This is a genomic window from Methylobacterium sp. Gmos1, assembly GCF_053764715.1.
In genome coordinates, this window is sequence record NZ_JBSNCC010000003.1 from 479,657 (window position 1) to 501,700 (window position 22,044).

The window sequence follows — 22,044 nt, forward strand, 5'->3', positions numbered from 1 at the left end:
GGCGCCTCGTGCAGGATTACCGACTCGGGCCGCCGACGATTGACGATCCGGAAGGCCGGACGTACCACGACCCCCGTCGGCCGTCGCGCTTACGCGCCGGCCGCCAGCGGAGGTTCCCTGATGTACAAGGCCGAGACCCGCGGCATCAGCGTGTCCGTGCAGCCGCGCTTCGTCGAGGAAGAGTCCTCGCCCGACAGCGGACGCTACTTCTTCGCCTATACGGTGGAGATCACCAACAACGGCAGCGAGCAGGTGCAGCTGCGCTCGCGGCACTGGCGCATCGTCGACGGTCGCGGCGAGATGCAGGAGGTGCGCGGCGCCGGCGTCGTCGGCAAGCAGCCGGTGCTCGGGCCCGGCGAGTCGTTCAGTTACACCAGCGGCTGCCCCCTCACGACGCCGGACGGCACGATGGAGGGCACCTACACCATGGCGACCCCGGACGGCCGCAGCTTCGAGGCGGCGATTCCCGCCTTCTCGCTCGACTCGCCGCATGTCCGCCGGGTGATGCACTAGCTCCCACCCGTGCCCGGAGGTCCGGGGGTCCCTGCGCCAGCGCGGCTGTCGGGGGCGGCGGGCTTCGGCTAAGACCTGGGCTTTCCTCCCGCGAGACTGCCCGCCCCGATGACCCAGACCGGCCCCCGCCTGACCCCGCTCGAGCTCCTCGCCCGGCTGGTCTCCTTCGACACCGAGAGCCAGAAGTCGAACCTGCCGCTGATCCGCTGGGTGGCGGAGTACCTCGACGCCTGGGGCGTCCCTTACGTGATCGCCCCCAACGCGGCCGGCGACAAGGCGGCGCTCTTCGCCACGGTCGGGCCGATGCGGGACGGCGGCGTGGTGCTGTCGGGCCATACCGACGTGGTGCCGGTGGCCGGCCAGAGCTGGACCAGCGACCCCTACACCCTGCGCATCGCCGACGGGAAGGCCTATGGCCGCGGCGCCGTCGACATGAAGGGCTTCGACGCGCTCTGCCTCGCGCTCGTGCCGGAGATGCTGGCGGCCGACCTGAAGACGCCGATCCACATCCTGCTCTCCTACGACGAGGAGCTGACCTGCCTCGGCGTCGCCGACGTGATCGCCCGCTTCGGGCAGGATCTGCCGCGCCCGGGCGCGGTGATCGTCGGCGAGCCGACCGACCTCGAGGTCGCCGACGCGCACAAGAGCATCTACACCTACCGCACCACCGTCCACGGCCACGAGGCGCATTCCTCGAAGCCGGCGCTCGGCGCCAACGCCGTGATGGCGGCGGCCGAGCTGGTGGCGGGGCTGAACCGCATCGCCGACCAGATGACGGCCCGCGGCGACGCGAGCGGCCGGTTCGATCCGGGCTACACCACGGTCCATGTCGGGGTGATCGGCGGCGGCACCGCGCGCAACATCCTGCCGAAATCCTGCGAGTTCCAGTGGGAGTTCCGCGGCCTGCCGGACCTTCCCCGCGACGAGATCCCGGGCCTGTTCGCGGAGGAAGTCGAGCGGGTGACCCGCGAGCGGCTCAACCGCTTCGGCAATTACGGCCGCGTCGAGACCGAGGAGGACGCGGCGGTGCCGGGCCTGGCCCCGGAACCCGGCTCCCCGGCCGAGCGCCTAGCCCTGCGGCTCGCCGGCCGCAACCACACCATCACCGTTCCTTATGCCACCGAGGCCGGCCGCTTCCAGCTCGCCGGCCTGCCGACCGTGGTCTGCGGCCCGGGCTCGATCGACCAGGCGCACCAGCCCGACGAGTATATCACGCTCGCGGCGCTGGAGGCGGGAGAGGTCTTCCTGCGCCAGCTGGTGCGGGATTGCGCGGCGGGGTGGAGCCCGGTGTGAGGGGCCGGCCCGTCAGATTGGGGAAAATACTCGCACCATTTCCGCATCTCAGGGTCATCCCGGGGCTCGCCGAAGGCAAGAGCCCGGGATCCAGAAGCCACAGGTGCTTGGGAAGCGGGCGGATCGGTTCCGCCGTATTCTGAAAATCCTCCGGCTCTGGATGCCGGGCTCCGGAATGACCCGGAGGGTGTCGGCAGATCTAGAGAGAAGCGACCATACGCAAGTCGGTGTGCTTCGCCGCTCTCACGGCTTGCGCGCCAGCGCCAGCCCGACGCCCGCCCCGAGGAGCAGCCCGCCGGTCAGCCGGTTGCGCCAGCGCCCCTTCGCCAGCGCAACTCGCGCGCGCCCCGCCAGCACCGCCCAGACCACGTCGCCGGCGAAGGCCAGCACCAGGAAGGTCGCGGCGAGCAGCACCAGCTGCCCGAACGGTTCGGCGTCGCGGCTGACGAATTGCGGCAGGAAGGCGCCGAAGAACAGGAGCGTCTTCGGGTTGGTCAGTGCCACCAGGAAGCCGCGCAGCGCGATTGCCCGGACTTCCCGGGGCTCCGGATCGGTCCTGGCGAGGTCGGTCGCGGGTGCCTGCCAGGCGCGGAAGGCGAGCCAGGCGAGGTAGGCGACGCCGAGCCAGCGCAGCACCTCGAACCACGTCGCCATCACGGCCAGCATCGCCGAGAGGCCGGCGACCGTCAGCGCCAGCTGCACGGTGAGCGCCGCCCCGACGCTCGCCACGGTGACGAGACCGTAGCGGCTGCCATGGGCGACGCTGTTGGCGACGATCAGGGCGACGTTCGGGCCCGGGATCAGGATCAGGACGAGCGTCGCGGCGACGAAGCCGAGATAGAGGTCGAGGGACATGGCGGGGCGTTCCGGTCGAGAACCGGAGGGCAGCGTGCCACGCGACGCGCCGCCCCGCCAGGCTTCGGCTCTTACTGCTGCGCCGGCTGAGTCGTGGTGGTGCCGGTGGCGGCCGGAACGTCCGACTTCTGGGCGTCGGCCTTGGCCGCATCGGCCTTGGCGGGCTGCTGGCCGAGATAGACGTATTCCGGCGCGGCGCGGAGCTGGTCCTTGTCGGTGTTGATCACCGCCTTCAGCGTCTTGTCGTCGACGCGGGTGACCTGGAGCGCTTCCTTGGCCACCGAGACGTACTTCGTGCCCATCCCGAGGAAGCCGCCGACGCCGACGACGTAGGACTTCACCGCCAGGTCCGGCCCGAGCACGATGTCGGCGACCGAGCCGATGGTCTCGTTGGCGCCGTTCACGATGCTCAGGCCGACGACCTTCGAGGCCATCAGGTCGGTCGGCTCCTGCGCGACGAAGGTCGGGCGCAGGTCGTTGTTGAGGGTGGCGGGGGCGCCCGGCACGGGCTTGGGACCGCTCGCATCCTGCGCCAGGGCGGCGCTGGCGCCGGCGACGAGGAGGAACGCGGCGGCGAGGAAGGGGCGAGACATCGTGGGCTCCGACTTCGTGCGCCCGACACGCTCGGGCGCATGATGAGTCGGTTGCGGTGCGAAAGGTTCCCTCTCGCACCCGCTTTCGCTGCGTCATACGACTTCCGACTGATTGCTTCGCAATGCGGAAGTCGGCTTCGCTCAGGCGCCGCGCGGGCTGGTGATACGAGATCCGGAAGATCACTTCCGGATCTCGTATCAGGGCAGGAATTCAAGCCTGTCCGATCAGGAGTCCTGGCTCCGGGCGATCTCGGCCTCGACCTCGGCCGGGTCGAGGTCGTAGTGCCGCGAGCAGAACTCGCAGGTGATGCCGATGCGGCCGTCCTCGCCGACGATCTCGCGGCGCTCCTCGGGGGAGAAGTTGCGGACCATCCCCATCACCCGCTCGCGCGAGCAGCGGCAGGCCTCGTGCACCCCTTGCGCCTCGAACACCCGCACGCCGCGCTCGTGGAACAGGCGGTAGAGCAGGCGCTCGCTCGACACGGTGGGATCGACGAGCTCGTGATCCTCGATCGTGGCGATCAGGGACTTCGCCTCGACCCAGGCGTCGTCCTCCTGCTGCCGGCTGTCGTCGAGGAGCGCGTGCCCCTCCGGCAGGTCGCCGGGCGGCAGGTCGGCGAGGCGGGCGCGGTCGGGCGAGTGCGGCAGGAACTGCACCAGGAGCCCGCCGGAGCGCCAGGAATTCCCCGACACCTCGCCCCCGCCCTCGACCTGCTCGGCGACGGCGAGGCGGACCCGGGTCGGGATCTGCTCCGATTGGCGGAAATACTGGTGCGCCGCCTCCTCGAAGCCCTGGCCCTCCAGGGCCACGACGCCCTGGTAGCGGCTCTGGGCCGAGCCCTGGTCGATGGTCATGGCGAGATGGCCGCGGCCGAGAAGCTGCGCGGTGTCGGCGCGCGGTCCCGCCGCGGCGACGCGCCCGGCGTCGAAGCGGGCGGTGGCGCGCACCCGGTCGGGCGCCTCGAAATCCACCACCACCATCTCGACGGGACCGTCGGACTTGGTCTGGAGCTGGAACCGGCCCTCGAACTTGAGCGAGGAGCCGAGGAGCACGGTCAACGCCGCGGCCTCGCCGAGGAGCCGCGCGACGGGGTCGGGATAGCCGTGCCGGCGCAGGATGGTGTCGACGGAGGGGCCGAGGCGCACGACGCGCCCGCGCACGTCGAGGGGCTCGACCGCGAAGGGCAGGATCGCGTCGTCGCGGCCGTCGAGGCTCTGGGCGGGGCTCTGGGCGAGGCTCTGGGAAGGGGTCGTCTCGGGCATGCTCTCACCGCCGCCGGCCTGACGCAGGACCGGCACTCGTGCAGGACAAGGAAGGTCTCCCGGCGGGGCGCCTTCCGCACCGGCCGCGGCGCATGCCGCTGACGGGAACGGCGGGCGGGGCGGGGGGACGGGAGACGCCGCGGCGAGAGACCGGCGCATCCCGGTATATGGGCGATCGAGCGAGGTTTTCGAAGGGGTTATCGCCGGGCCCGGGGCGGCCGGGCCCGGCGGATGGGGCCCGACGGGTTCGAGACCCGCCGTGTCATCCCGTCGGGGGGATCGGTGCGGCCGCTGCCGTGTTCGCCGTCCAAGCCGGGACGCCGCAGCCCTGCCATGCGGCCGGCGGCCTGAGCGGACCCGACCTTCCGGCCTATGCTGCATTGCAGCAGTGAGGACGGCGATGCAGCACACCCTCCACGACACCGCCGGCGCCGGCGCCGCCGCGACCGGGCGGTCCGCGGCCCAGGCCCGTCTGGCCCTCGCCGCGGCCTCGTTCGGCATCGGCACCACCGAGTTCGTCATCATGGGGCTCCTGCCCGAGATGGCGGCGGATCTCGGCGTCGGCATCCCGACGGCGGGCCTGCTGGTCTCGGGCTACGCGCTCAGCGTCACCTTCGGCTCGCCGCTCGTGGCGGTGGCCCTGGCGCGCCTCGATCGGAGGCGGGCCCTCCTGGTGCTGGTCGCCCTGTTCATCCTCGGCAACGCGCTCTGCGCGCTCGCCCCCGATTACCGCCTGCTGATGCTCGCCCGCATCGTCACGGCGCTCTGCCACGGCGCGTTCTTCGGCCTCGGCTCGGTGGTCGCCGCGGATCTGGTGGCACCGCACCGCAAGGCCAGCGCCATCGCGATCATGTTCACCGGGCTCACGCTCGCCAACGTGCTCGGCGTGCCGTTCGGCACCGCGCTTGGCCACGCCCTCGGGTGGCGGGCGACGTTCTGGGCCGTGGTCGGCATCGGCTTCGTGGCCGCGGCCGCGCTCCTCGCCTGGCTGCCGCGGCACCTGGCGCGGGATTCGGGGAGCCTCATCTCCGAGATGCGGGTCCTGCGCCGGCCGCAGGTGGTGCTGGCGATGCTCCTCAGCGTGCTCGCCTCGGCGAGCCTGTTCAGCGTCTTCACCTATGTCGCGCCGCTGCTGGCCGCCACCGCCGGCGCGACCCCCTCGGCGATCACCGGGGTGCTGCTGCTGTTCGGCGTCGGGCTCACCCTCGGCAACGGGCTCGGCGGCCGCCTCGGCGACTGGCGGCAGATGCCCTCGGTGATCGGCCTCGGCCTCGCCCTCGCGGTCGTGCTCCTGGCGCTGGTCCCGGCGAGCGCCGCCCTGATGCCGGCCACCGCGCTCATCGGGGTGTGGGGCATCCTCGCCTTCGCGCTGGTCGCGCCGTTGCAGTTGCGGGTGCTGACCGCCGCCGACGGTGCCCGCAACCTCGCCTCGACGGTCAACCAGGGCGCGTTCAACCTTGGCAACGCGCTCGGCGCCTGGCTCGGCGGTGTGGCGATCACGGTCGGGGTTCCCTATGCCCACCTGCCGGTGATCGGGGCGGCGCTCGCCCTGGCGGTCGCCGGAGTGGGCGTGGTGGCGCACCGGCTCGATCGCTGACGCGACATTCCGCGCCCGGTCAGCCGCTTTGCTTCCATGCGACAAGCCCTGCCCCATCCCAGGTCGAGCTGGCCCGACCTGGGCATAGGGACGCGGAACCCGGGCACGCCGCGAATTCCGTGATTCGGGGGCGGCGCCCCTCAATCGTCCCGGTACACCCGCTCGCGGCGCTCGTGGCGCTCCTGGGCCTCCAGCGACAGCGTCGCGATCGGGCGGGCCTCCAGGCGCTTGAGCGAGATCGGCTCGCCGGTCTCCTCGCAATAGCCGTAGGAGCCGTCCTCGATCCGGGACAGGGCCGCGTCGATCTTGGCGATCAGCTTGCGCTGGCGGTCCCGCGCCCGGAGCTCGATCGCCCGGTCGGTCTCGGACGAGGCGCGGTCGGTCAGGTCGGGGTGATTCTCGTTCTCGCTCTGCAACGCCACCAGGGTGTCCTGGGCCTCGCGCAGAATGTCTTGTTTCCAGCCCTGGAGCTTGCGCCGGAAATACTCCCGCTGACGCTCGTTCATGAAGGGCTCGGCGTCATTGGGGGCATAGCCCTCCTCGATCACGATCTTCGCCATCGCGCCCCTCGGAAAAACAAATGTTGTCCTGACCGCAGCCGGCATCATGGCCACGACCCACTTGGCGCAGCCCTATAATAGAGGCTGCACGACACCACAATGTCCCTGCACCGGCACGCAAGGACCGGACCAGGGGACGGGCGCGCTCTGCTGCAAACGTGTCACGGTCGTGGCGCTTCTGTACCGGTCGCCCCGGCCGCCCGCAGGGCGGCGACGATGTCGGCCTCGATGCGGCGGGCGAGCGGCTGGCGGTAGTGGCTGGCATCGAAGAACAGGGTGGAATCGTGCAGCTCGGGCCGGTCGCCGGACCAGTCGACGACGCGGCCCCGCGGGGCGACCGCGCCCGCGAGCGCGGCGCGGCAGGCGGCCTCCGCCGCCGCCCGGGGCGTGCCGGGCCGGGCCTGCGTGGCGGCAAAGACCGGCGGGAAGACCAGGACCAGCGCGGTGCCCGGGCCCAAGCGCTCCGCCAGGGTGCGCAGGGCGGCAGCCGCCGGGAAGACGGGCCCGCCCTCCCCCGGGTCGGGATCGGCCGGGGCCGGCTTCGCCCGGGAGGCGACCCGGGCCGGCATGTCGGGATCACCGAGCGCGAGGTAGTCCGGCTCGTAGTCCCAGTAGCCGTCCGGCGCGGCCCGGCGCGGGTTGGCGCGCAGCGCCCAGCCGATCCGGTTGACGACCTCGCCGGCGACGCGCACCCGCAGGAGCCCGCGCAGGTAGCTCGCCCAGTCCTCGGCGAGGAGCCAGGCCGGGAAGGGCCGCTGCATCGGCAGGGCGGGATCGCCCGTGCACCAGAACGAATCGGCGCCGATCACCAGGGCCCGCGCCCGGGGGTGGTGGCGCAGGAAGTAGTCCGCGACGAGGAGTTGCTCGCCCGGGCCGGTGCCCGGCACCGCGAGCTGGACGAAGGGGATGCCGGTGGCCTCGCGCAGGTTCGCCGGCCGGACGAGCTGGATGTGCGAGTTGCCGATGACCGCCGCCGCGAAGGCGGGATCGCGCCCCCGGCTCGCCGTGGCGGTGCGGGGTCCCTGCGGGCGCACGCCGTCGCGGTCGACGAGCCGCGGCCGGCCGGTGTCGTAGGGGTCGACCGCGAGCGCCAGCGCGAGGTAGCCGAGAAGCAGCAGGCCCGCCGCGACGACGAGGCGGGTGGAGAAGCCGCGCCACGCGGCCTCGGCGGGAGGGTCAGCGCGCATCGAGATCGGCCCCCTCAGAACTGGAAGTAGATGAACTCGTAATTCGCGTCGTCACCGATGCGCAGCAGCACCGCGACGAGGAGCACCGCGAAGACGAGCGCCAGGGCCGGCCGCGGCGGCAGGCGGTGGACCGCCGCCCAGGCTGTCGGGCCGACGAGGGCCACCAGGGCGGCGGGCACGAAGGCGCGCCACTTGAAGCCGTGGCCGACCGGCGCGAGGCCGAACAGCCCCTTGAACACCGCGACCGCCGCCTCGAAGCTGGTGGCGCGAAACAGTACCCAGGTCAGGGCCACGAAGGCGAAGGTGAGGGCCCAGCCCAGGAGCGCCGGCATCGGCAGGCCGGCCCGGCGCCACAGCAGGCCCACCCCGAGCCCTGCGCCGTGCGCCGCCCCCCAGGCGACGAAGGTGAGGCCGGCGCCGTGCCACAGGCCGCCGAGCGTCATGGTGGCGAACAAGGCGGCGATCTGGACGGCCAATCCCCGCCGGTTGCCGCCGAACGGAATGTAGAGGTAGTCGCGCAGGAAGCGCGACAGCGTCATGTGCCAGCGCCGCCAGAACTCCCGCAGGGAGGTGGCGCGGTAGGGCACGTCGAAGTTCTGCGGCAGCACGATGCCGAACAGCAGCGCGAGGCCGAGCGCCATGTCGGTGTAGCCGGAGAAATCGAAGTAGATCTGGAACGTGAAGGCGAGCGTGCCCTGCCAGGCCTCCACCACGCTCACCCCCTTGCCGGCGGCGGCCGCCTCGAAGACGGGGTTGGCGTAGGCCGCGAGCGGATCGCCGAGGAAGACCTTCTTCGCCAGCCCGAGGCACAGCAGCATCAGCCCGCGCCCGATCCGCTCGGCGGCGTCGGCCCGGGCATAGGGCTTCTCGTCGAACTGGTGGAGGATCTCGCTCCAGCGCACCAGCGGGCCGGCGAGCACCTGCGGGAAGAACGCGATGTAGAGGGCGTAGCGCGTCAGGTCCATCTGCGGCGCCCGGCCGGCGCGCAGGTCGGTCAGGTACATCACGTGGTGGAAGGTGAAGAACGAGATGCCGAGCGGCAAGGCGAGGCTCGGCCGGGACAGGTCGTGCAGCCCCGGCAGGAGCGCCGCGAGGCCGGCGAGGAATCCTGCATACTTGAACAGGGCGAGCACCGCGAGGTTCGCCGCGATGGCGAGCGGGATCAGCAGCGCGGCGCGGCTCTTCGCAAACCACCGCGCGACGAGCCAGTTCAGCCCGATCGACGCCATCAGCAGCGGCACGAAGCGCGGGTCCCACCAGCCGTAGAACACGAGCGACAGCAGGACGAGCAGCGGCAGCCGCCAGCCCGGCCGGTGCAGGGCCACGAGCGCGTGGAGGATGAGCGCGACCGGCAGGAAGCCGAGGAGGAACGGGAAGGAATTGAACAGCATCGCGGCCGGGGTGACGCGGGTCCTGCGGCGACATCAAGGCCGACCGTCTCGAGCGGGCGCCGTTGTGGGGGAGCGGCGCTGGCGCGTCAACGGCCGGGGGCCGCCCCTTCCGCCAGGCGCGCCTTGGCGGCGGCCACCAGGAAGCCGGACCGCGTCTCGCCCCGCAGGGCAGCGGCCTGGTCGATCCGGCGCAGGATGCTCTCCTCGACCGAGATGTTGACCCGGACGGCCTTGCCGGGAAGATCGACGTCGATCAGCCCGATCATCGCGCCGGCGGAATCCTCACGGAACGCTGGATCGGCCTGCATCTCCCGCAAGGCGCGAAGGGACGGCAACGCATCGCCGTCCTCGACCATCCCGGCGACGTGGAACGCCAGCATCTCGGCAGCCTTCACGTAGAGCGTGTCGAGATCCGGCGCGACGGTGGTGGCGCCCGGAAAATCCGGGAATGAGGCGCCGTAGACGCCGTTCTCCTCGTGGATCAGCATGACGAGGCGAGTCATTCGCTCTCTCCTATCCGTGGCTTGCCGTCCGTTCACCACTCCCAACCGGCCTGACGATAGATGCTGCGAAGCGTGCCAGTCGGGATCTCCGGTTCTCCGGTATGGACCGTCACCTTGCCGGGCTTCGTCGGGTGCCGGAACTGCAAGTGATCACCTGGCCCCTTTCGGACGAGCTGCCAGCCATCGACGCGCAAGGCTCCGAGCACGTCCCGGGTCTTGTTGCTGCGCGACCGGCGTGACATCGCTCGACCTCTCAAGAACGGGAACGGAGCCTCGCCGAGATCATTCTTGTGTAATTATACACAACTTCATCCGACGACAATATGCCCCCGGCATCCTGCGCCGCCCGGGCGGGGAAGGTCTGTGTCCCACCGCCAGTCGGCTCGTCACCTCCCCGCCATCCCGAGCTTCGCCAACTCCACCTGCGCCCGCAGCTCGATCTGGCCGATCAGATCGTCGAGACGGGGGTCGCCGGTGGTGCCGTTGCGCTCGGCGAGGCGGCCGGCGATGGCCTGCAACTCGCTCGCGGCGACGCGGCCGCCGAGCAACGCGGCCTTGAGACGGTCGAGGGAATCGAGGAGGTCGTGGCCGCGCTTCGTCGCCCGGCGGCGGCGGTCGGCGGCGATCTCGTCCTGGCCCTGGAGGGTCAGGATGGCGCTCAAGTTCGCGAGCGGCATCGCGCTGCCGGCGCTGGTCGGGCCCCGCGCGCCCTCCGTCCCGAGGGTGAACACGCCGCCTGCCGGCAGGGTGCGCGAGCCGGCCCCCGACAGGGGGGTGGCCGCGAGGCGGGTGTCGACGCGCATGGGATCGGGTCCGGGTCACTCAGTTCGCTGTTCGCCCCGCAAACCTCGCCCCGGTATGGTGAATGCGCCGTAAACGAGGCGGCAGATCTTGCCGCGGGGCGAAAACGACCGGGCCGGGAACCGCCCGCCGGGACCGGACCCGAGAAACGGATCGGTAACCTTACCAGAGACTTACGGGTGGTCGGGGCGCTGGCACGGTCCTGGCAATCTGCCCTTCGAGTTTCGGGACCCCGTCATGCGCCTTCGCCTCCTCGTCCTCGCCCTTCTGGCCCTCGTCGCCGCCGAGCCCGCCCTCGCCCTGTCGCGGGTGAAGGACCTCGCCAGCGTCGAGGGCATGCGCACCAACCAGCTCATCGGCTACGGCATCGTGGTCGGCCTCAACGGCACCGGCGACACGCTCAACAACGCGCCCTTCACCAAGCAGTCGGTGCAGGCGATGCTGGAGCGGCTCGGCGTCAACACCCGGGGCGCTACCATGCGCACCGCCAACCTCGCCGCCGTGATGGTGACGGCGAACCTCCCCCCCTTCGCGGCGCAAGGCACGCGGATCGACGTCACGGTGTCCTCCCTCGGCGACGCCAAGTCGCTCCAGGGGGGCACGCTGCTCGTCACGCCGCTGCTCGCCGCCGACGGCGAGGCCTACGCGGTGGCGCAAGGCTCACTCGCCATCGCGGGCTTCCAGGCCGAGGGCGACGCGGCCAAGATCACCCGCGGCGTACCCACGAACGGGCGCATCGCCAACGGGGCGGTGATCGAGCGCGAGATCGCCTTCAAGCTCAACGAGCAGAAGTGCCTGCGCCTGTCGCTGCGGAACCCCGACTTCACCACCTCGAAGCGGATCGCCGCGGCGATCAACGACTTCATGGGCGCCGACACCGCCGAGCCGACCGACCCCTCCACCGTCACCCTCCAGGTGCCGGCGCGCTACCAGGGCAACATGATCCGGCTGCTCACCGAGGTCGAGCAGCTGAAGGTCGAGCCCGACCAGACCGCCCGGGTGGTGATCGACGAGCGCTCCGGCATCATCGTGATGGGCCGCGACGTGCGGGTCTCGACCGTCGCGGTGGCGCAGGGCAACCTCACCGTCACCATCACCGAGCAGCCGCAGGTGAGCCAGCCGGCGCCGTTCTCCAACGGCGAGACCGTGGTGGTGCCGCGCACCGCCCTCAAGGTCGATGCCGGCGAGAAGAACAAGCTCGCCCTGGTCAAGGAGGGCGTGACCCTGCGCGAGCTGGTCGACGGGCTCAACGCGCTGGGCATCGGCCCGCGCGACCTGATCTCGATCCTCCAGGCGATCAAGACCGCCGGCGCGCTGCAGGCCGACATCGAAGTGATGTGACGCCGGCCCCTCCCCGCTTCCTGCTCACGAACCCGAGGACAGAACGCGATGCTCCCGCTTGCTCCCCTCGCGGCCTCCGCCGGAATGGCGGTCGGCCAGGCCCTCGCCGGGGCCGCCGCCTCCGGCCTGTCGGCGCTCACCGGCGACACGTCCAAGCCGTCGTCGGCCACGGGCGACAAGGCCAAGATCCAGAAGACCGCCAAGGACTTCGAGGCGATGTTCCTGGAGCAGAGTCTCGACGTGCTCAACCGCTCGCAGGGCACCGACGGGCCGCTCGGCGAGAACGGCACCGGCGGCGGCGTCTACCGCTCGATGCTCAACAAGGAATACGCCCAGTCGATCGTGCAGAGCGGCGGCATCGGCATCGGCGACCAGGTGATGCGCGAGATGCTGCGGCTGCAAGGGGGCGCCAATGGCTGAGCCGCGCCCCGTCCCGGTCGCGGACGCCGCGGCCGCCGAGCGCCTCGTCGCCGAGACGCTGACCACCATGCGCGAGCTCGAGACCCTGCTCGGGCGCGAGAGCGACCACATCCGGGTCGGGCGCCTCGCCGAGGGCCTGGCCGAGGCGCCGCAGAAGACGGCGCTGGCCGGGGCCTACCTCCAGGGGCTCCAGGCGGTGAAGGCGAACGCCGTGGCGCTCGCCCGCTTCGCGCCGGACGGCGTCGCGCGCTTGCGCGAGGCGCATGGCCGGTTCTCGGAGACCGTCGCGGCCAACCAGGCGGTGCTGGCGACCGCCCGGGCGATCTCGGAGGGGTTGCTGCGCAACCTCTCGGCCGAGCTGACCCGCAATGCCGAGCCCAAGGGCTATGGGACCGGTTACGGCGGCAGCCGCCCGGCCCCCTCGCCCTACGGCCACCGCCGCAGCGCGCCGCTGGTGCTGTCGCGCAGCCTTTAGGGGCTAGAGAGCTTCACGATCGCGCTGCAATCGTGAAACTCTCTAGGTCTTTGATTGTGCCGCATTTTCTCCGACGAACCGGTATCCACTTCGTCGGAAAATGCTCTAGTGGCTGGTGCCGAGGCGGATATAGGTCCGGGCCGGGCCGTACTCGGTGTGCGTCCGGGTATCGATCGCGACCTGGCCAGAGGCGCTGACGACGCCGCGCGCCGCCCCGTCGAGCCCCGCGCCTGGGCGGGCGGGCACCGGCGTGCCGGCCTCGGCCCGCACCCGGCCGCTGATCCGCGTGCACGGACCGCCCGGGCTGAAGCGGATGAAGCCGGGGCCCTCGTGCGGGCAGGTTTCGGGCGCCCTGGCGATGGGCAGGTCGCGCAGGTCGAGCGCGCGAGCCGGCTGAGCCGCAAAGGAGGCCGCGCACAGGGCGGCCGCCAGGATCATCGATGTCGTGCGCAAGGCCTGCCCTCTCGTTCGGGGTGGAGAGAAGCATGGCGGGGATCGGCGCGCCAGGGCGTGGGGGACACGCTTGGGGCGGGAACTCATCAGCCTGCCTGGTGCGCAAATATCGTCCGAGGCAACACGAACGGATGCCTGTACTGCCGAGCGGTCACTTCGTCGTAAGCTGCCCCCTTTCCGGGCCCGGAACGGGCCTACACGACTGAAACGAAGTGGAAGGAGATCCGGGATCCAGCGCAAGAACTCGCGAAGCGTCCGTGTGTCTGCAACGTTGCAAATATAGCGCCGCTTCGCGGCACTTCCTGTGCTGGATCCCGGATCTCCTTGCGCTGACGCTTCAGTCGTCCGGGAAGGGGTGAGCTTGAACCATCTCGGCCGCCGACAGGATACAGCTCTGTCGGCCCCGGGCTGACGCGGACGGTTTCAGATCCGCAGCGCGAGCCGAGTCCTCACCCCACGCAGCGCTCAAAGATCTCCTCCGCCTGCCTGACCGTCATCTTGCGCGCCGCCGGGCTCGCGATGATCGTGCGGTCGTTGGCGCTCGCCGGGTCGAAGTCCTTCGCGGCGATGCCGGCGTAGAGGCCGGGCACGGCGCGGAGCGCCATCTCGCGCACCCGGTCGCGGGGCAGTTGCTCGGGGGTGAAGCGCTCGGGAAAGCCGATATCGGCGTAGAGCGCCCGCACCGCGTCGGCGCAGGATTCGATCATCTCCTGGCGCGACAGACCTGCGGTCTCGACCTCCAGCGCTTCGGCGAGCGGGCGCACCTTGGCCGGCAAGACCGCGAGGTTGAACGCGATCACGTGCGGCAGCAGCACCCCGACGCCGTAGGGATGGGGCAGATCGAGATGGCCCTCGAGCGGCAGCGACAGGGCGTGGCCGTGGCCGAGCCGGGCGTTGCCGCAGGCGATGTTGGCCATGCAGGAGGCCACCAGGTTGTCCTCCCGGGCGCGGTCGTCGTCGGAGTTGATCGAGGCGCGCAACGAGGCAGCCTGGAGCCGCACGGCGGCGAGCGCCACCGCGTCGGTGAGCGGCGAGGCGATGCCGCTCAAATACGCCTCGACCCCGTGGGTCAGCGCGTCGACCGCCGGCAGGGCCGCGACGTGCATCGGCAACGAGCGCAGCGTCACGGGATCGAGGATCGCCGCGTCGGGAAAGCTCAGGGGACCGCCGCCCAGCAGCTTCAGGTGGCGCACCTCGTCCTTGACGATGGTCCATTGCGACACCTCCGAGCCGGAGCCGGCGGTGGTCGGCACCATGATCATCGGCAGCGCCTTGCGGTCGAACTGCCCGACGCCGGTGCACTCGGCCATGGGCTTGTGGTTCGTCGCCACGATGGCGATGCCCTTGCCGGTGCACATCACCGAGCCGCCGCCGATGCACACCACCCCGTCGATGCGGTCGCGGCGCACCCGCTCACCCTGGTCGTCGATGTGCGAGCAGCGCGCGTCGATCCCGCACTCGTCGAAGCGCGAGACGGTGAGGCCGGCGCCCTCCAGCGCCGCGAGCGCGTCGGCGTGGAACGCTTGCGCCGAGATGACCGGATCGGACACGACCAGCACCCGCGTCATCTTGAGGTCGCGGGCGAGCGTGCCGATGGTGGCGAGCGCGCCGGCGCCTGAGACGATCCGGGTCGGCATGTAGAAGCTGGTGATCATGCGGGCGTCTCCTCGGGGTGCGGGGCGCTTCACGCGTGCCCTCGCGGTCGTGCCGGCGGTGTCGCCCGCCGTCGGGCGCCCCGTCCAATACAAAGATCGGGCGCGAGCCATAGCCTGCGACGATGACGGGGCGCCGCACCCCGCAAGGTCCCTCGCACCCCAAGGTCCCTCGCACCCCAAGGATCCTCGCACCCCAAGGATCCTCGCACCCAACGTCACCGCGCAAGGTCACCTCCTGCCATACCGGGAAACGATGGCGGGGCGATGTGCAAACTATTGGACGGCGACTGCGCCGCGGCGCGATAAACCGGCCATCATCGAGCATCGCCCCGACGTCCCTCGATGGGCGCCGGAAGACTGATGCCACTGCCGAGGAAACGCCCCATGCTCCGCACGCCCCTGACGCGACGCCTCGCCGCCGCCGGCCTGTTCGCCACGGTGCTCACCGCGCCCGCCCTCGCGGCCGAGACGCCGCTGCGCATCGGCGTGATCGAGGACCTGTCGGGGATGTATTCCGGCAATGGCGGGCCGAACATGGTGCTCGCCGCCACGATGGCGGCGGAGGATTTCGGCGGCAAGGTGCTCGGCCGGCCGATCGAGGTGGTCGGCGTCGACCACCAGAACAAGCCCGATATCGGCTCGGGGCTGGCGCGCCAGCTCGTCGACCAGCGCGGCGTCACCGCCTTCGTGCTCGGCGGCGCCAGCTCGGTGGGCCTCGGCGTCCAGGCCTACGCCCGGGAGCGCAAGATCACCACGATGGTGACCGGCGGATACGCCTCGCAATTCTCCGGCCCGGGCTGCTCGCCCTACGGCACGCAGTGGGTGCCCTCGACGGGCGAGCTTGCCAACGCGGTGGCGGGCGCCGTGGTGCAGAGCGGCGGCAAGAAGTGGTATTTCATCACCGCCGACTACGTCTTCGGCCACGGGCTTGCCGCCGACGCCGGCAAGGCCGTGAAGGCCGCGGGCGGCACGGTGGTCGGCGAGGTCCGCCACCCGCTGGGCGCCACCGACATCTCCTCGCAGCTGATCCAGGCCCAGTCCTCGGGCGCCGACGTGATCGGGCTCGCCAATGCCGGGCCGGACCTCGTCAACACCATCAAGCAGGCGCGGGAATTCGGCATCACCTCGAAGGTGGTGGCGATGCTGGTCTTCACCAACAACACCGTGGCGCTCGGCCTCGACGTGGCGCAGGGCATCCGCATGGCGGTGAACTTCTACTGGGACGCCAACGACGCCAGCCGCGCCTGGGCCAGGCGCCTGATGGCCCGCAACGGCAACGTGGTGCCGACCATGGGCCACGCCGCCGCCTATTCCTCGGTGCGGCATTACCTGCGGGCCGTCGAGAAGGCCGGCACGGACGAGGCCGGCGCGGTCAACCGGGCGATGAAGGAGCTGCCGATCGACGACGGCTTCTACGGCAACCCGCGCATCCAGGCCAACGGCCGGGTGGTGATGGACATGATGCTCGTCGAGGTGAAGAGCCCGAAGGACTCGAAGAGCAAGGCCGATCTCTACCGCGTCGTCGACACGATCCCCGGGGACAAGCTGTTCACCCCCGCCGACAAGAGCGGCTGCCCCCTGACCACCGCCGGCTGACCCGGAGCCTGAAGCGATGAAGCTCTACGCCAACCCGACCTCCCCCTTCGTGCGCATCGTCCGCATGGCGCTGATCGAGAAGGGCCTGAACGAGAGGGTCGACACCACCTTCGTCGATGCCTGGGCCGACGATCCGGCCTTCCTCGACGCCAACCCGGCCGGCCGCGTGCCGACGCTCGTCACCGACGACGGCGCGCGGCTGACGGAAGCGCTGCTGATCCTCAGCCATCTCGACGCGACCGGTCCGGCGCCCGCCATGCTGGCCGGCGGGCCCGCCGCGCTCTCGGCCGCCGGCGTCGCGATCGGGGTGTTCGACGCCGCGGTGGCGGTGATCATCGGCCGCAAGTCGGCGCCGGACTTCGATACGAAGCTCGTCGGCACCAAGCGCTTCCGCACCATGCGGGAGGGCCTGCGGCGCCTCGATGCACGGTTCGACGGCGAACAGAGCTTCGGCCTGCCGGCGATCGCCGCGATCACGGCTTTGGACTACCTGGTGTTCCGCTTCCCCGACCACGACTGGCGCGGGCTCTGCCCCAGGGTCGCGGCCTTCCGCGAGGCCCATGCCGACCGTCCCTCGGTGCGGGACACCGTGCCGCGCGGATAAGCCCCCTTCGCCGCGCCCATGGCCGCGCCCCATGCGGTCCCCCCGGACCTCGGCTATCGTAGGGCTACCGGACGAGAATCCGGCAGCACCGGCGGGAACCGGGGATCAGGGGGAAACCGGCGCGATGGAGCTTCGGCATCTTCGCTACTTCGTCGCGGTGGCCGACGATCTCAGCATCACCCGGGCGGCGGAGCGGCTGAACATCGCGCAGCCGGCGCTCAGCCACCAGATCAAGAGCCTCGAGGCCGAGGTCGGCACCGCCCTGCTCCAGCGCCTGTCGCGCGGGGTGGCGCTGACCGAGCCCGGCCGCGCCTTCGCGGACGACGCCCGGGCGGTGCTCGCCGCCGTCGACGCCGCCACGATCCGGGCCCGGCGCATCGCCACCGGCGACGTCGGCCAGATCCGCATCGGCTTCACCTCCTCGGCGTCGTTCCACCCCCTGGTGACCGGGGCGATCCGCGACTACCGCAGCGCCCATCCGGACGTGCAGGTCGAGCTCCTGGAGGAGACGACCGCGAGCCTGCTCGCCGCCTTCCGGGCCGGCCGGGTCGACGTCGCCTTCATGCGGCCGGACGAGGGCGAGGTCGACGATCTCTGGGCCCGCCATCTCTTCGACGAGCCGATGGTCGTGGCGCTGCCGGCGACCCATCGGCTGGCCGCCGAGACCGGCGCGGTGAGCCTCGGCGATCTCGCGCACGAGGGCTTCATCGTCTATCCGCGCCGCAACGGCCGGGCGCTCTACGACGGCATCATGGCCGCCTGCGCGGCGGCCGGGTTCTCGCCCCACATCGCCCAGAACGCGCCGCAGCTCGCCTCGGTGGTCAACCTCGTGGCGACCGGCATCGCGCTCGCCATCGTGCCGCGCTCGATGGCGCGGCTGGCCACCGAGGGCGTGCGCTACCGCCCGATCCTCGGTCCCGCCCCCGTGGCAGCGATGACCCTGGTGCGCCAGCCGGCGCCGGAGACGCCGCATCCGCGGATCTTTACCGATCTGGTGCTGGCGCGGGTGAAGGGCGGCGTGGAGGGGAGTTGAGCGGGACCGACGCGGGGATCAGGCCGCGCGGACGGTGTCGAGGAAGCGCGCGACTTCCGCCGCGAGATGCTCGGACTGGCGCGACAGCTCGGTGGCCGCGCCCAGCACCTGGCTCGCCGCAGCCCCCGTCTCCTCCGCCGCGCCCGCCACGCCCGCGATGTTGCCCGTCACCTCGCCGGTGCCCGCCGCCGCCTGGGAGACGTTGCGCACGATCTCCTGCGTCGCCGCCCCCTGCTCCTCCACCGCCGCCGCGATCGAGGTCGCCACGCCCGAGATCTCCTCGATCCGCGCCGTGATCTGGCCGATCGCACCCGCCGCCTGCCCCGTGGAGGCCTGGATCGCCGCGATCTGGCTGGTGATCTCCTCCGTCGCCTTCGCGGTCTGGCCGGCGAGTTCCTTGACCTCGGCGGCGACCACCGCAAAGCCCCGTCCCGCCGCACCCGCGCGGGCCGCCTCGATCGTCGCGTTGAGGGCGAGCAGATTGGTCTGGGCGGCGATCGACGAGATCAGCCCGACCACGTCGCCGATGCGGGCAGTCGCCTCGGTCAGCGCGCGGACCTGATGCGCGGTCTGCCCGGCCTCCGCCACGGCGGCCCGGGCGAGGCGGGCCGAGCCGTCGACCTGGCGGCCGATCTCCTGGACCGAGGCGCCGAGTTCTTCCGCCGCCGCCGCCACGGTGCCGACATTCGACGAGGCCTCCTCGGCGGCGGCCGCCACGGCGGTGGATTGCGCCGCGGCCTGGGTGGCAGTGGCGGTCAGGATCTGGGCGTTGGCCTGCAACTCGGTCGCCGAGGCCGAGACGTGGCCGACGATGCCGCCGACGGCGTGCTCGAAGGCGTCGGCCATCTGGCGCATGCCGGCCCGGCGCTGCTCCTCGGCGGAGGCGCGGGCGAGCACCGTCTCCTCCTCCAGGGCGCGGGCGCGGATCAGCCCGTCCTTGAACACCTGAACCGCGGCGGCCATCGCGCCGATCTCGTTCCGCCGCCCCACGCTCGGGACCGCCACGGCGACGTCGCCCCCTGCCAGCCGGCGCATGGCCGCAGCCATCTGGACGAGGGGGCGCGAGATCCCAAGCAGGCAGAACAGCATCGCGCAGATCGATGTCACGACGGACACGCTCACCGCCAGATAGGCCGTGCGCACGGCGTGAGCGATGCTGGCGAGGCTGTTCTGTGCGGCCATGTCGGCCTCTCGCTTGTTGAGCACCACGGTCTTCTGCAACAGCTCGCCGATCTCCTTGCCGAGCTCGACGGCGCGCGCACCGCTCGCCAGCTTCGCGAGCGCCTCGTCCCTGTGCCCGTGTTCGGCGACCGCGACGACCGGCTCAAGCTCGCGCAGGTACGTGTCCCAGCGTTCCGTATACGCCTTGTAGAGCGACCGCTCCTCCGCCGAGGCGATCAACGGCTCGTACGCCTTTCGTACCAGCAGGATGTCTCCAACGGTATTTTCGAGCACCTTCTTGTTCTGCGCGATGCTCGTCTTGTCGTCGGAGGCAACGACCAGCCGATAAAACTTGACGCGATACTCGCGCGTGAGCGTGTTGAGACGGTGGAGAACGTCGACGGACGGAATCGCGTTCGTCGCCACCTCGTCGATCTGCGTCTGGATCGAGCTCAGCTGCGATATCGCGATGACGCCCTGCGCACCGGAGATCGCGGCGGTCACGCAGAACAAGCCGATGAGGCACGATTTGATGGACAGGCGCATGATCTACCAACGCATCAAGACCAGGCGACTCCGATCGCTCAGCCATCCGGAATCTACCGACTGAAGCTTGCGCCGGAATGATTTCCGCATTCTTAACCCGAGCCCTTATCGTCCGATTCGGTCCCGCCTGGAGATTGCGGTATCTCTACGTCATCTCGGGGCGCGACGCAGCCGAGAACCCAGGATGACGAAGCAGACATTCGATCTGGCCGGTTCGCTGGAGCAGGCTTTCAAGCTTGGCGACACAGCGGCTCGATCTGCGGGAAGGTCGTGCCGGAGGCTGATCGGTCAGCCGTGACGGCTGTCGCCCTCCGCGTCATGACGGGGCCAGAGAGCGAAACCGGAACGACGACGGAGATCATCGTTTCGGCACGACGCCCTACAGATAGCTCGTCAGCGTCAGCTTCGACAGCATCGACGTCGCCTGGTAGCTCGCCTGCAGCTGCGTCTGCAACGTCAGGAGCTTGGACGCCGCCTCCTCGGTCGAGACGGATTCGACGCCGTCCACGGTCTTCTGGAGCACCGCCTTGGTGGCCTTGTTCTGGCTCGTCTGGGTGTCGATCTGGGCCGAGGCGAGGCTCAGCTCGGAGGCGATGCCCTCGACCGAGGGCTGGCCGTCGGCGGGCTTGAGCAGGGTCTGCACCCGGGTCGAATAGGCCTCGAAGCGGCTGTTGTCGGTGTCGGTCTCGTCGAACGGCGTGGTGGCTAGCACCGCCAGCCCGCTGAGCGTGCCGCGGAACGCCGATTCGTTGGCCTGGACGCCGATCGCCACCGAGCGGTCGCCGGAGACCGGAACGGTCGCGGTCTGGCGCGGGTCGGCGGAGGTGTCGTCACCCTTGTACCAGATCAGGGTGCGGCCGCTCGGATCGGCGAGGTAGCCGGTGGCGGTGCCGGCCGCATCCGTCGCCACGCGACGCGGGCTCAGGCCCGGCGAGGACGAGCCGGAGAAGAAGTCGCTCGCCGCCCGCGCGGCGGAACTCGCCGCGAGGTCGGTCCCGGCGCTCGCGTCGAGGGCGGTGGCAAGCGCCGCCTTGAGGTTGGCGGCGGTATCGTCCGGGCTCGCGCCGATCGCGAAGGTGCCGGCGGCCGTACCGGCCGCGGAAGCGCTGCCGTCCGCGACGGCCTTCAGGCTGATCGTCTTGGCCGTGCCGTCGCGCAAGCCCACGGTGATCTGCACGCTGTCGCCGGCCTGAAGCCCCGAGCCGACCGTCACGGTCGTCGCAGCGGGGGTGCCGCCGGAGAGCGCCGCGCTCGCGCCGGGCGGGCTCGCGCTCTGCACCCCGGTGACGGTCCTGGCTCCGAGCGCCGCCGTGAGGTTCTGCGCGCTCGCCGCCGCGTCGGCGCCGATCGTGAAGGTCCCCTCCCCGCCCTGGCCTGCCGCCCGGGCGGTGAGATCGACAAAGCTCTGGCTGCCGTCCGCGTTCTGGACGCTCACCCGCACGATGTCGCCGTCCTTCGGCTGGCTGGCGAAGGACAGGGCGGCGGTGGCCGGCGCCCCGGCCTGGAACGCCACCGCGAGGCCGTCCGGGTTCGAGCTGACGGCCTTGGCGATGGTGAAGCCGAAATTCGTCCGCACGCCGGGGGATGCGCTCTCCGACAGGCTGACGCTCGCGCCTGTGCCCGTGAGGTCGAGCCGCCCGGTCTTCGGGGTGCCGGCGCCGAGATCGGCGGCTTGGCGCTCGGCGATCACCGTGCGCACGCCGTCGAGGCCCGACGCCGGGTCTCCGTCGAGGATGCGGGCGGCGCTCTCCACCGGGGGCCGATCGGTGACCCGGCCGCCCAGGATGTACTGGCCGCCGGTGCCCTGGTTGAGGGCGTCGAGGGCGCCGCCGAGGTTGCCGGCCGCGTCCTGCTGCAGGGTCGAGCGGGCAGTGGTACCGGTGCCGGTGCGGGCGCTGACGAGGCTGTTCCAGGCCGCGGAGCCGAGCGTCGCGATCTGCTGCACGCTCGCCGAGGCCAGGGCGACCCGGGTCGCGCCGGTGCCGGACGCCGCGATGTAGCCGTCGAGCGCGCTGATCTGGGCGTGGGCCGATAGGCTCTGGGTGCGCCCGGTGCCGAGCCCGCCATAGGTCTCGGCGTTCCGGCCGCTGCCGATCTGGTTCGAGAGCGTGCCGAGCGTCGTCTTCATGGCGACGAGGCGCTGGGTGTTGAGGTCTGCGGCGGCAGTGCCGGCCGCGAAGGGGGCGATCGTCATCGCGGTCGTC

General features: G+C 71.4%; 22 protein-coding genes. 9 read left to right on the forward strand and 13 right to left on the reverse strand.

The window, feature by feature from the left end; translation table 11 throughout:
• The first annotated feature begins 120 nt into the window (after window positions 1-120).
• Complete coding sequence (apaG, locus tag ACS5PV_RS08405) at window positions 121-513, forward strand: Co2+/Mg2+ efflux protein ApaG (protein ID WP_093567895.1); 393 nt, start codon at window positions 121-123, stop codon at window positions 511-513.
• Between the two features lie 108 nt (window positions 514-621).
• Window positions 622-1,806 (forward strand): acetylornithine deacetylase, encoded by a 1,185-nt coding sequence (gene argE / locus ACS5PV_RS08410; protein WP_455394878.1) that lies wholly within the window; start codon window positions 622-624, stop codon window positions 1,804-1,806.
• Window positions 1,807-2,049: 243 nt separating this feature from the next.
• Here argE and ACS5PV_RS08415 read toward each other — a convergent pair whose 3' ends face one another.
• The 3 genes from ACS5PV_RS08415 to ACS5PV_RS08425 form a co-directional block, all read right to left on the reverse strand.
• A complete protein-coding gene (locus ACS5PV_RS08415) occupies window positions 2,050-2,661 on the reverse strand; it encodes a LysE family translocator (protein ID WP_455394879.1) in 612 nt (203 codons plus the stop codon).
• Between the two features lie 71 nt (window positions 2,662-2,732).
• On the reverse strand, window positions 2,733-3,254 hold the full coding sequence (locus ACS5PV_RS08420) for a PRC-barrel domain-containing protein (protein WP_455394880.1): 522 nt from the start codon (window positions 3,252-3,254) through the stop codon (window positions 2,733-2,735).
• A gap of 225 nt (window positions 3,255-3,479) precedes the next feature.
• Window positions 3,480-4,517 (reverse strand): Hsp33 family molecular chaperone, encoded by a 1,038-nt coding sequence (locus tag ACS5PV_RS08425; protein ID WP_455394881.1) that lies wholly within the window; start codon window positions 4,515-4,517, stop codon window positions 3,480-3,482.
• A gap of 400 nt (window positions 4,518-4,917) precedes the next feature.
• Between ACS5PV_RS08425 and ACS5PV_RS08430 the strand changes: the two genes are divergently transcribed.
• Window positions 4,918-6,114 carry an MFS transporter gene (locus ACS5PV_RS08430; protein WP_455394882.1) on the forward strand — a complete coding sequence of 399 codons (1,197 nt, stop codon included), beginning with the start codon at window positions 4,918-4,920 and terminating at the stop codon, window positions 6,112-6,114.
• Window positions 6,115-6,254: 140 nt separating this feature from the next.
• Here the strand turns inward: ACS5PV_RS08430 and dksA are convergent, their stop codons facing one another.
• The 6 genes from dksA to ACS5PV_RS08460 form a co-directional block, all read right to left on the reverse strand.
• Window positions 6,255-6,674, reverse strand: a complete 420-nt coding sequence (gene dksA, locus ACS5PV_RS08435; protein ID WP_060847286.1) for an RNA polymerase-binding protein DksA — start codon at window positions 6,672-6,674, stop codon at window positions 6,255-6,257.
• 161 nt (window positions 6,675-6,835) lie between these two features.
• The gene (locus ACS5PV_RS08440) at window positions 6,836-7,861 is read right to left on the reverse strand and encodes a hypothetical protein (protein ID WP_455394883.1); all 1,026 of its coding nucleotides are present in this window, start codon (window positions 7,859-7,861) and stop codon (window positions 6,836-6,838) included.
• A 14-nt stretch (window positions 7,862-7,875) separates the two neighbouring features.
• Complete coding sequence (locus tag ACS5PV_RS08445; RefSeq protein ID WP_455394884.1) at window positions 7,876-9,252, reverse strand: MBOAT family O-acyltransferase; 1,377 nt, start codon at window positions 9,250-9,252, stop codon at window positions 7,876-7,878.
• Between the two features lie 86 nt (window positions 9,253-9,338).
• Window positions 9,339-9,755 (reverse strand): type II toxin-antitoxin system HicB family antitoxin, encoded by a 417-nt coding sequence (locus ACS5PV_RS08450; RefSeq protein WP_455394885.1) that lies wholly within the window; start codon window positions 9,753-9,755, stop codon window positions 9,339-9,341.
• Between the two features lie 32 nt (window positions 9,756-9,787).
• Window positions 9,788-9,997, reverse strand: coding sequence for a type II toxin-antitoxin system HicA family toxin (locus tag ACS5PV_RS08455; protein ID WP_455394886.1), 210 nt, complete (start codon window positions 9,995-9,997; stop codon window positions 9,788-9,790).
• A gap of 144 nt (window positions 9,998-10,141) precedes the next feature.
• A complete protein-coding gene (locus tag ACS5PV_RS08460) occupies window positions 10,142-10,558 on the reverse strand; it encodes a flagellar assembly protein FliX (protein WP_455394887.1) in 417 nt (138 codons plus the stop codon).
• Window positions 10,559-10,793: 235 nt separating this feature from the next.
• Here ACS5PV_RS08460 and ACS5PV_RS08465 point away from each other — a divergent pair, with 235 nt between their 5' ends.
• From ACS5PV_RS08465 to ACS5PV_RS08475, 3 genes are read left to right on the forward strand one after another with little or no spacing between them, the layout of a single operon-like run.
• Window positions 10,794-11,897, forward strand: coding sequence for a flagellar basal body P-ring protein FlgI (locus tag ACS5PV_RS08465; RefSeq protein WP_455394888.1), 1,104 nt, complete (start codon window positions 10,794-10,796; stop codon window positions 11,895-11,897).
• Window positions 11,898-11,945: 48 nt separating this feature from the next.
• Window positions 11,946-12,317, forward strand: coding sequence for a rod-binding protein (locus tag ACS5PV_RS08470; RefSeq protein WP_455394889.1), 372 nt, complete (start codon window positions 11,946-11,948; stop codon window positions 12,315-12,317).
• Window positions 12,310-12,792, forward strand: coding sequence for a hypothetical protein (locus ACS5PV_RS08475; protein WP_455394890.1), 483 nt, complete (start codon window positions 12,310-12,312; stop codon window positions 12,790-12,792). The genes ACS5PV_RS08470 and ACS5PV_RS08475 overlap by 8 nt, the downstream gene beginning before the upstream one ends.
• Window positions 12,793-12,897: 105 nt before the next feature.
• Here the strand turns inward: ACS5PV_RS08475 and ACS5PV_RS08480 are convergent, their stop codons facing one another.
• Window positions 12,898-13,245, reverse strand: coding sequence for a hypothetical protein (locus ACS5PV_RS08480; protein ID WP_455394891.1), 348 nt, complete (start codon window positions 13,243-13,245; stop codon window positions 12,898-12,900).
• 449 nt (window positions 13,246-13,694) lie between these two features.
• Window positions 13,695-14,900, reverse strand: a complete 1,206-nt coding sequence (locus ACS5PV_RS08485; RefSeq protein WP_455394892.1) for an iron-containing alcohol dehydrogenase — start codon at window positions 14,898-14,900, stop codon at window positions 13,695-13,697.
• Window positions 14,901-15,284: 384 nt separating this feature from the next.
• On the opposite strand from ACS5PV_RS08485, the gene ACS5PV_RS08490 reads away from it, so the two are divergent.
• From ACS5PV_RS08490 to ACS5PV_RS08500, 3 genes are all read left to right on the forward strand, one after another.
• Window positions 15,285-16,496, forward strand: a complete 1,212-nt coding sequence (locus ACS5PV_RS08490) for an ABC transporter substrate-binding protein (RefSeq protein WP_455394893.1) — start codon at window positions 15,285-15,287, stop codon at window positions 16,494-16,496.
• 16 nt (window positions 16,497-16,512) lie between these two features.
• Window positions 16,513-17,100, forward strand: coding sequence for a glutathione S-transferase family protein (locus ACS5PV_RS08495; protein WP_455394894.1), 588 nt, complete (start codon window positions 16,513-16,515; stop codon window positions 17,098-17,100).
• A 124-nt stretch (window positions 17,101-17,224) separates the two neighbouring features.
• Window positions 17,225-18,133 (forward strand): LysR substrate-binding domain-containing protein, encoded by a 909-nt coding sequence (locus ACS5PV_RS08500; protein WP_455394895.1) that lies wholly within the window; start codon window positions 17,225-17,227, stop codon window positions 18,131-18,133.
• Window positions 18,134-18,151: 18 nt separating this feature from the next.
• Here ACS5PV_RS08500 and ACS5PV_RS08505 read toward each other — a convergent pair whose 3' ends face one another.
• Together ACS5PV_RS08505 and ACS5PV_RS08510 are read right to left on the reverse strand one after the other, a co-directional pair.
• Window positions 18,152-19,840, reverse strand: a complete 1,689-nt coding sequence (locus tag ACS5PV_RS08505; RefSeq protein WP_455394896.1) for a methyl-accepting chemotaxis protein — start codon at window positions 19,838-19,840, stop codon at window positions 18,152-18,154.
• Between the two features lie 379 nt (window positions 19,841-20,219).
• Window positions 20,220-22,034, reverse strand: coding sequence for a hypothetical protein (locus ACS5PV_RS08510; protein ID WP_455394897.1), 1,815 nt, complete (start codon window positions 22,032-22,034; stop codon window positions 20,220-20,222).
• Window positions 22,035-22,044: the final 10 nt, after the last annotated feature.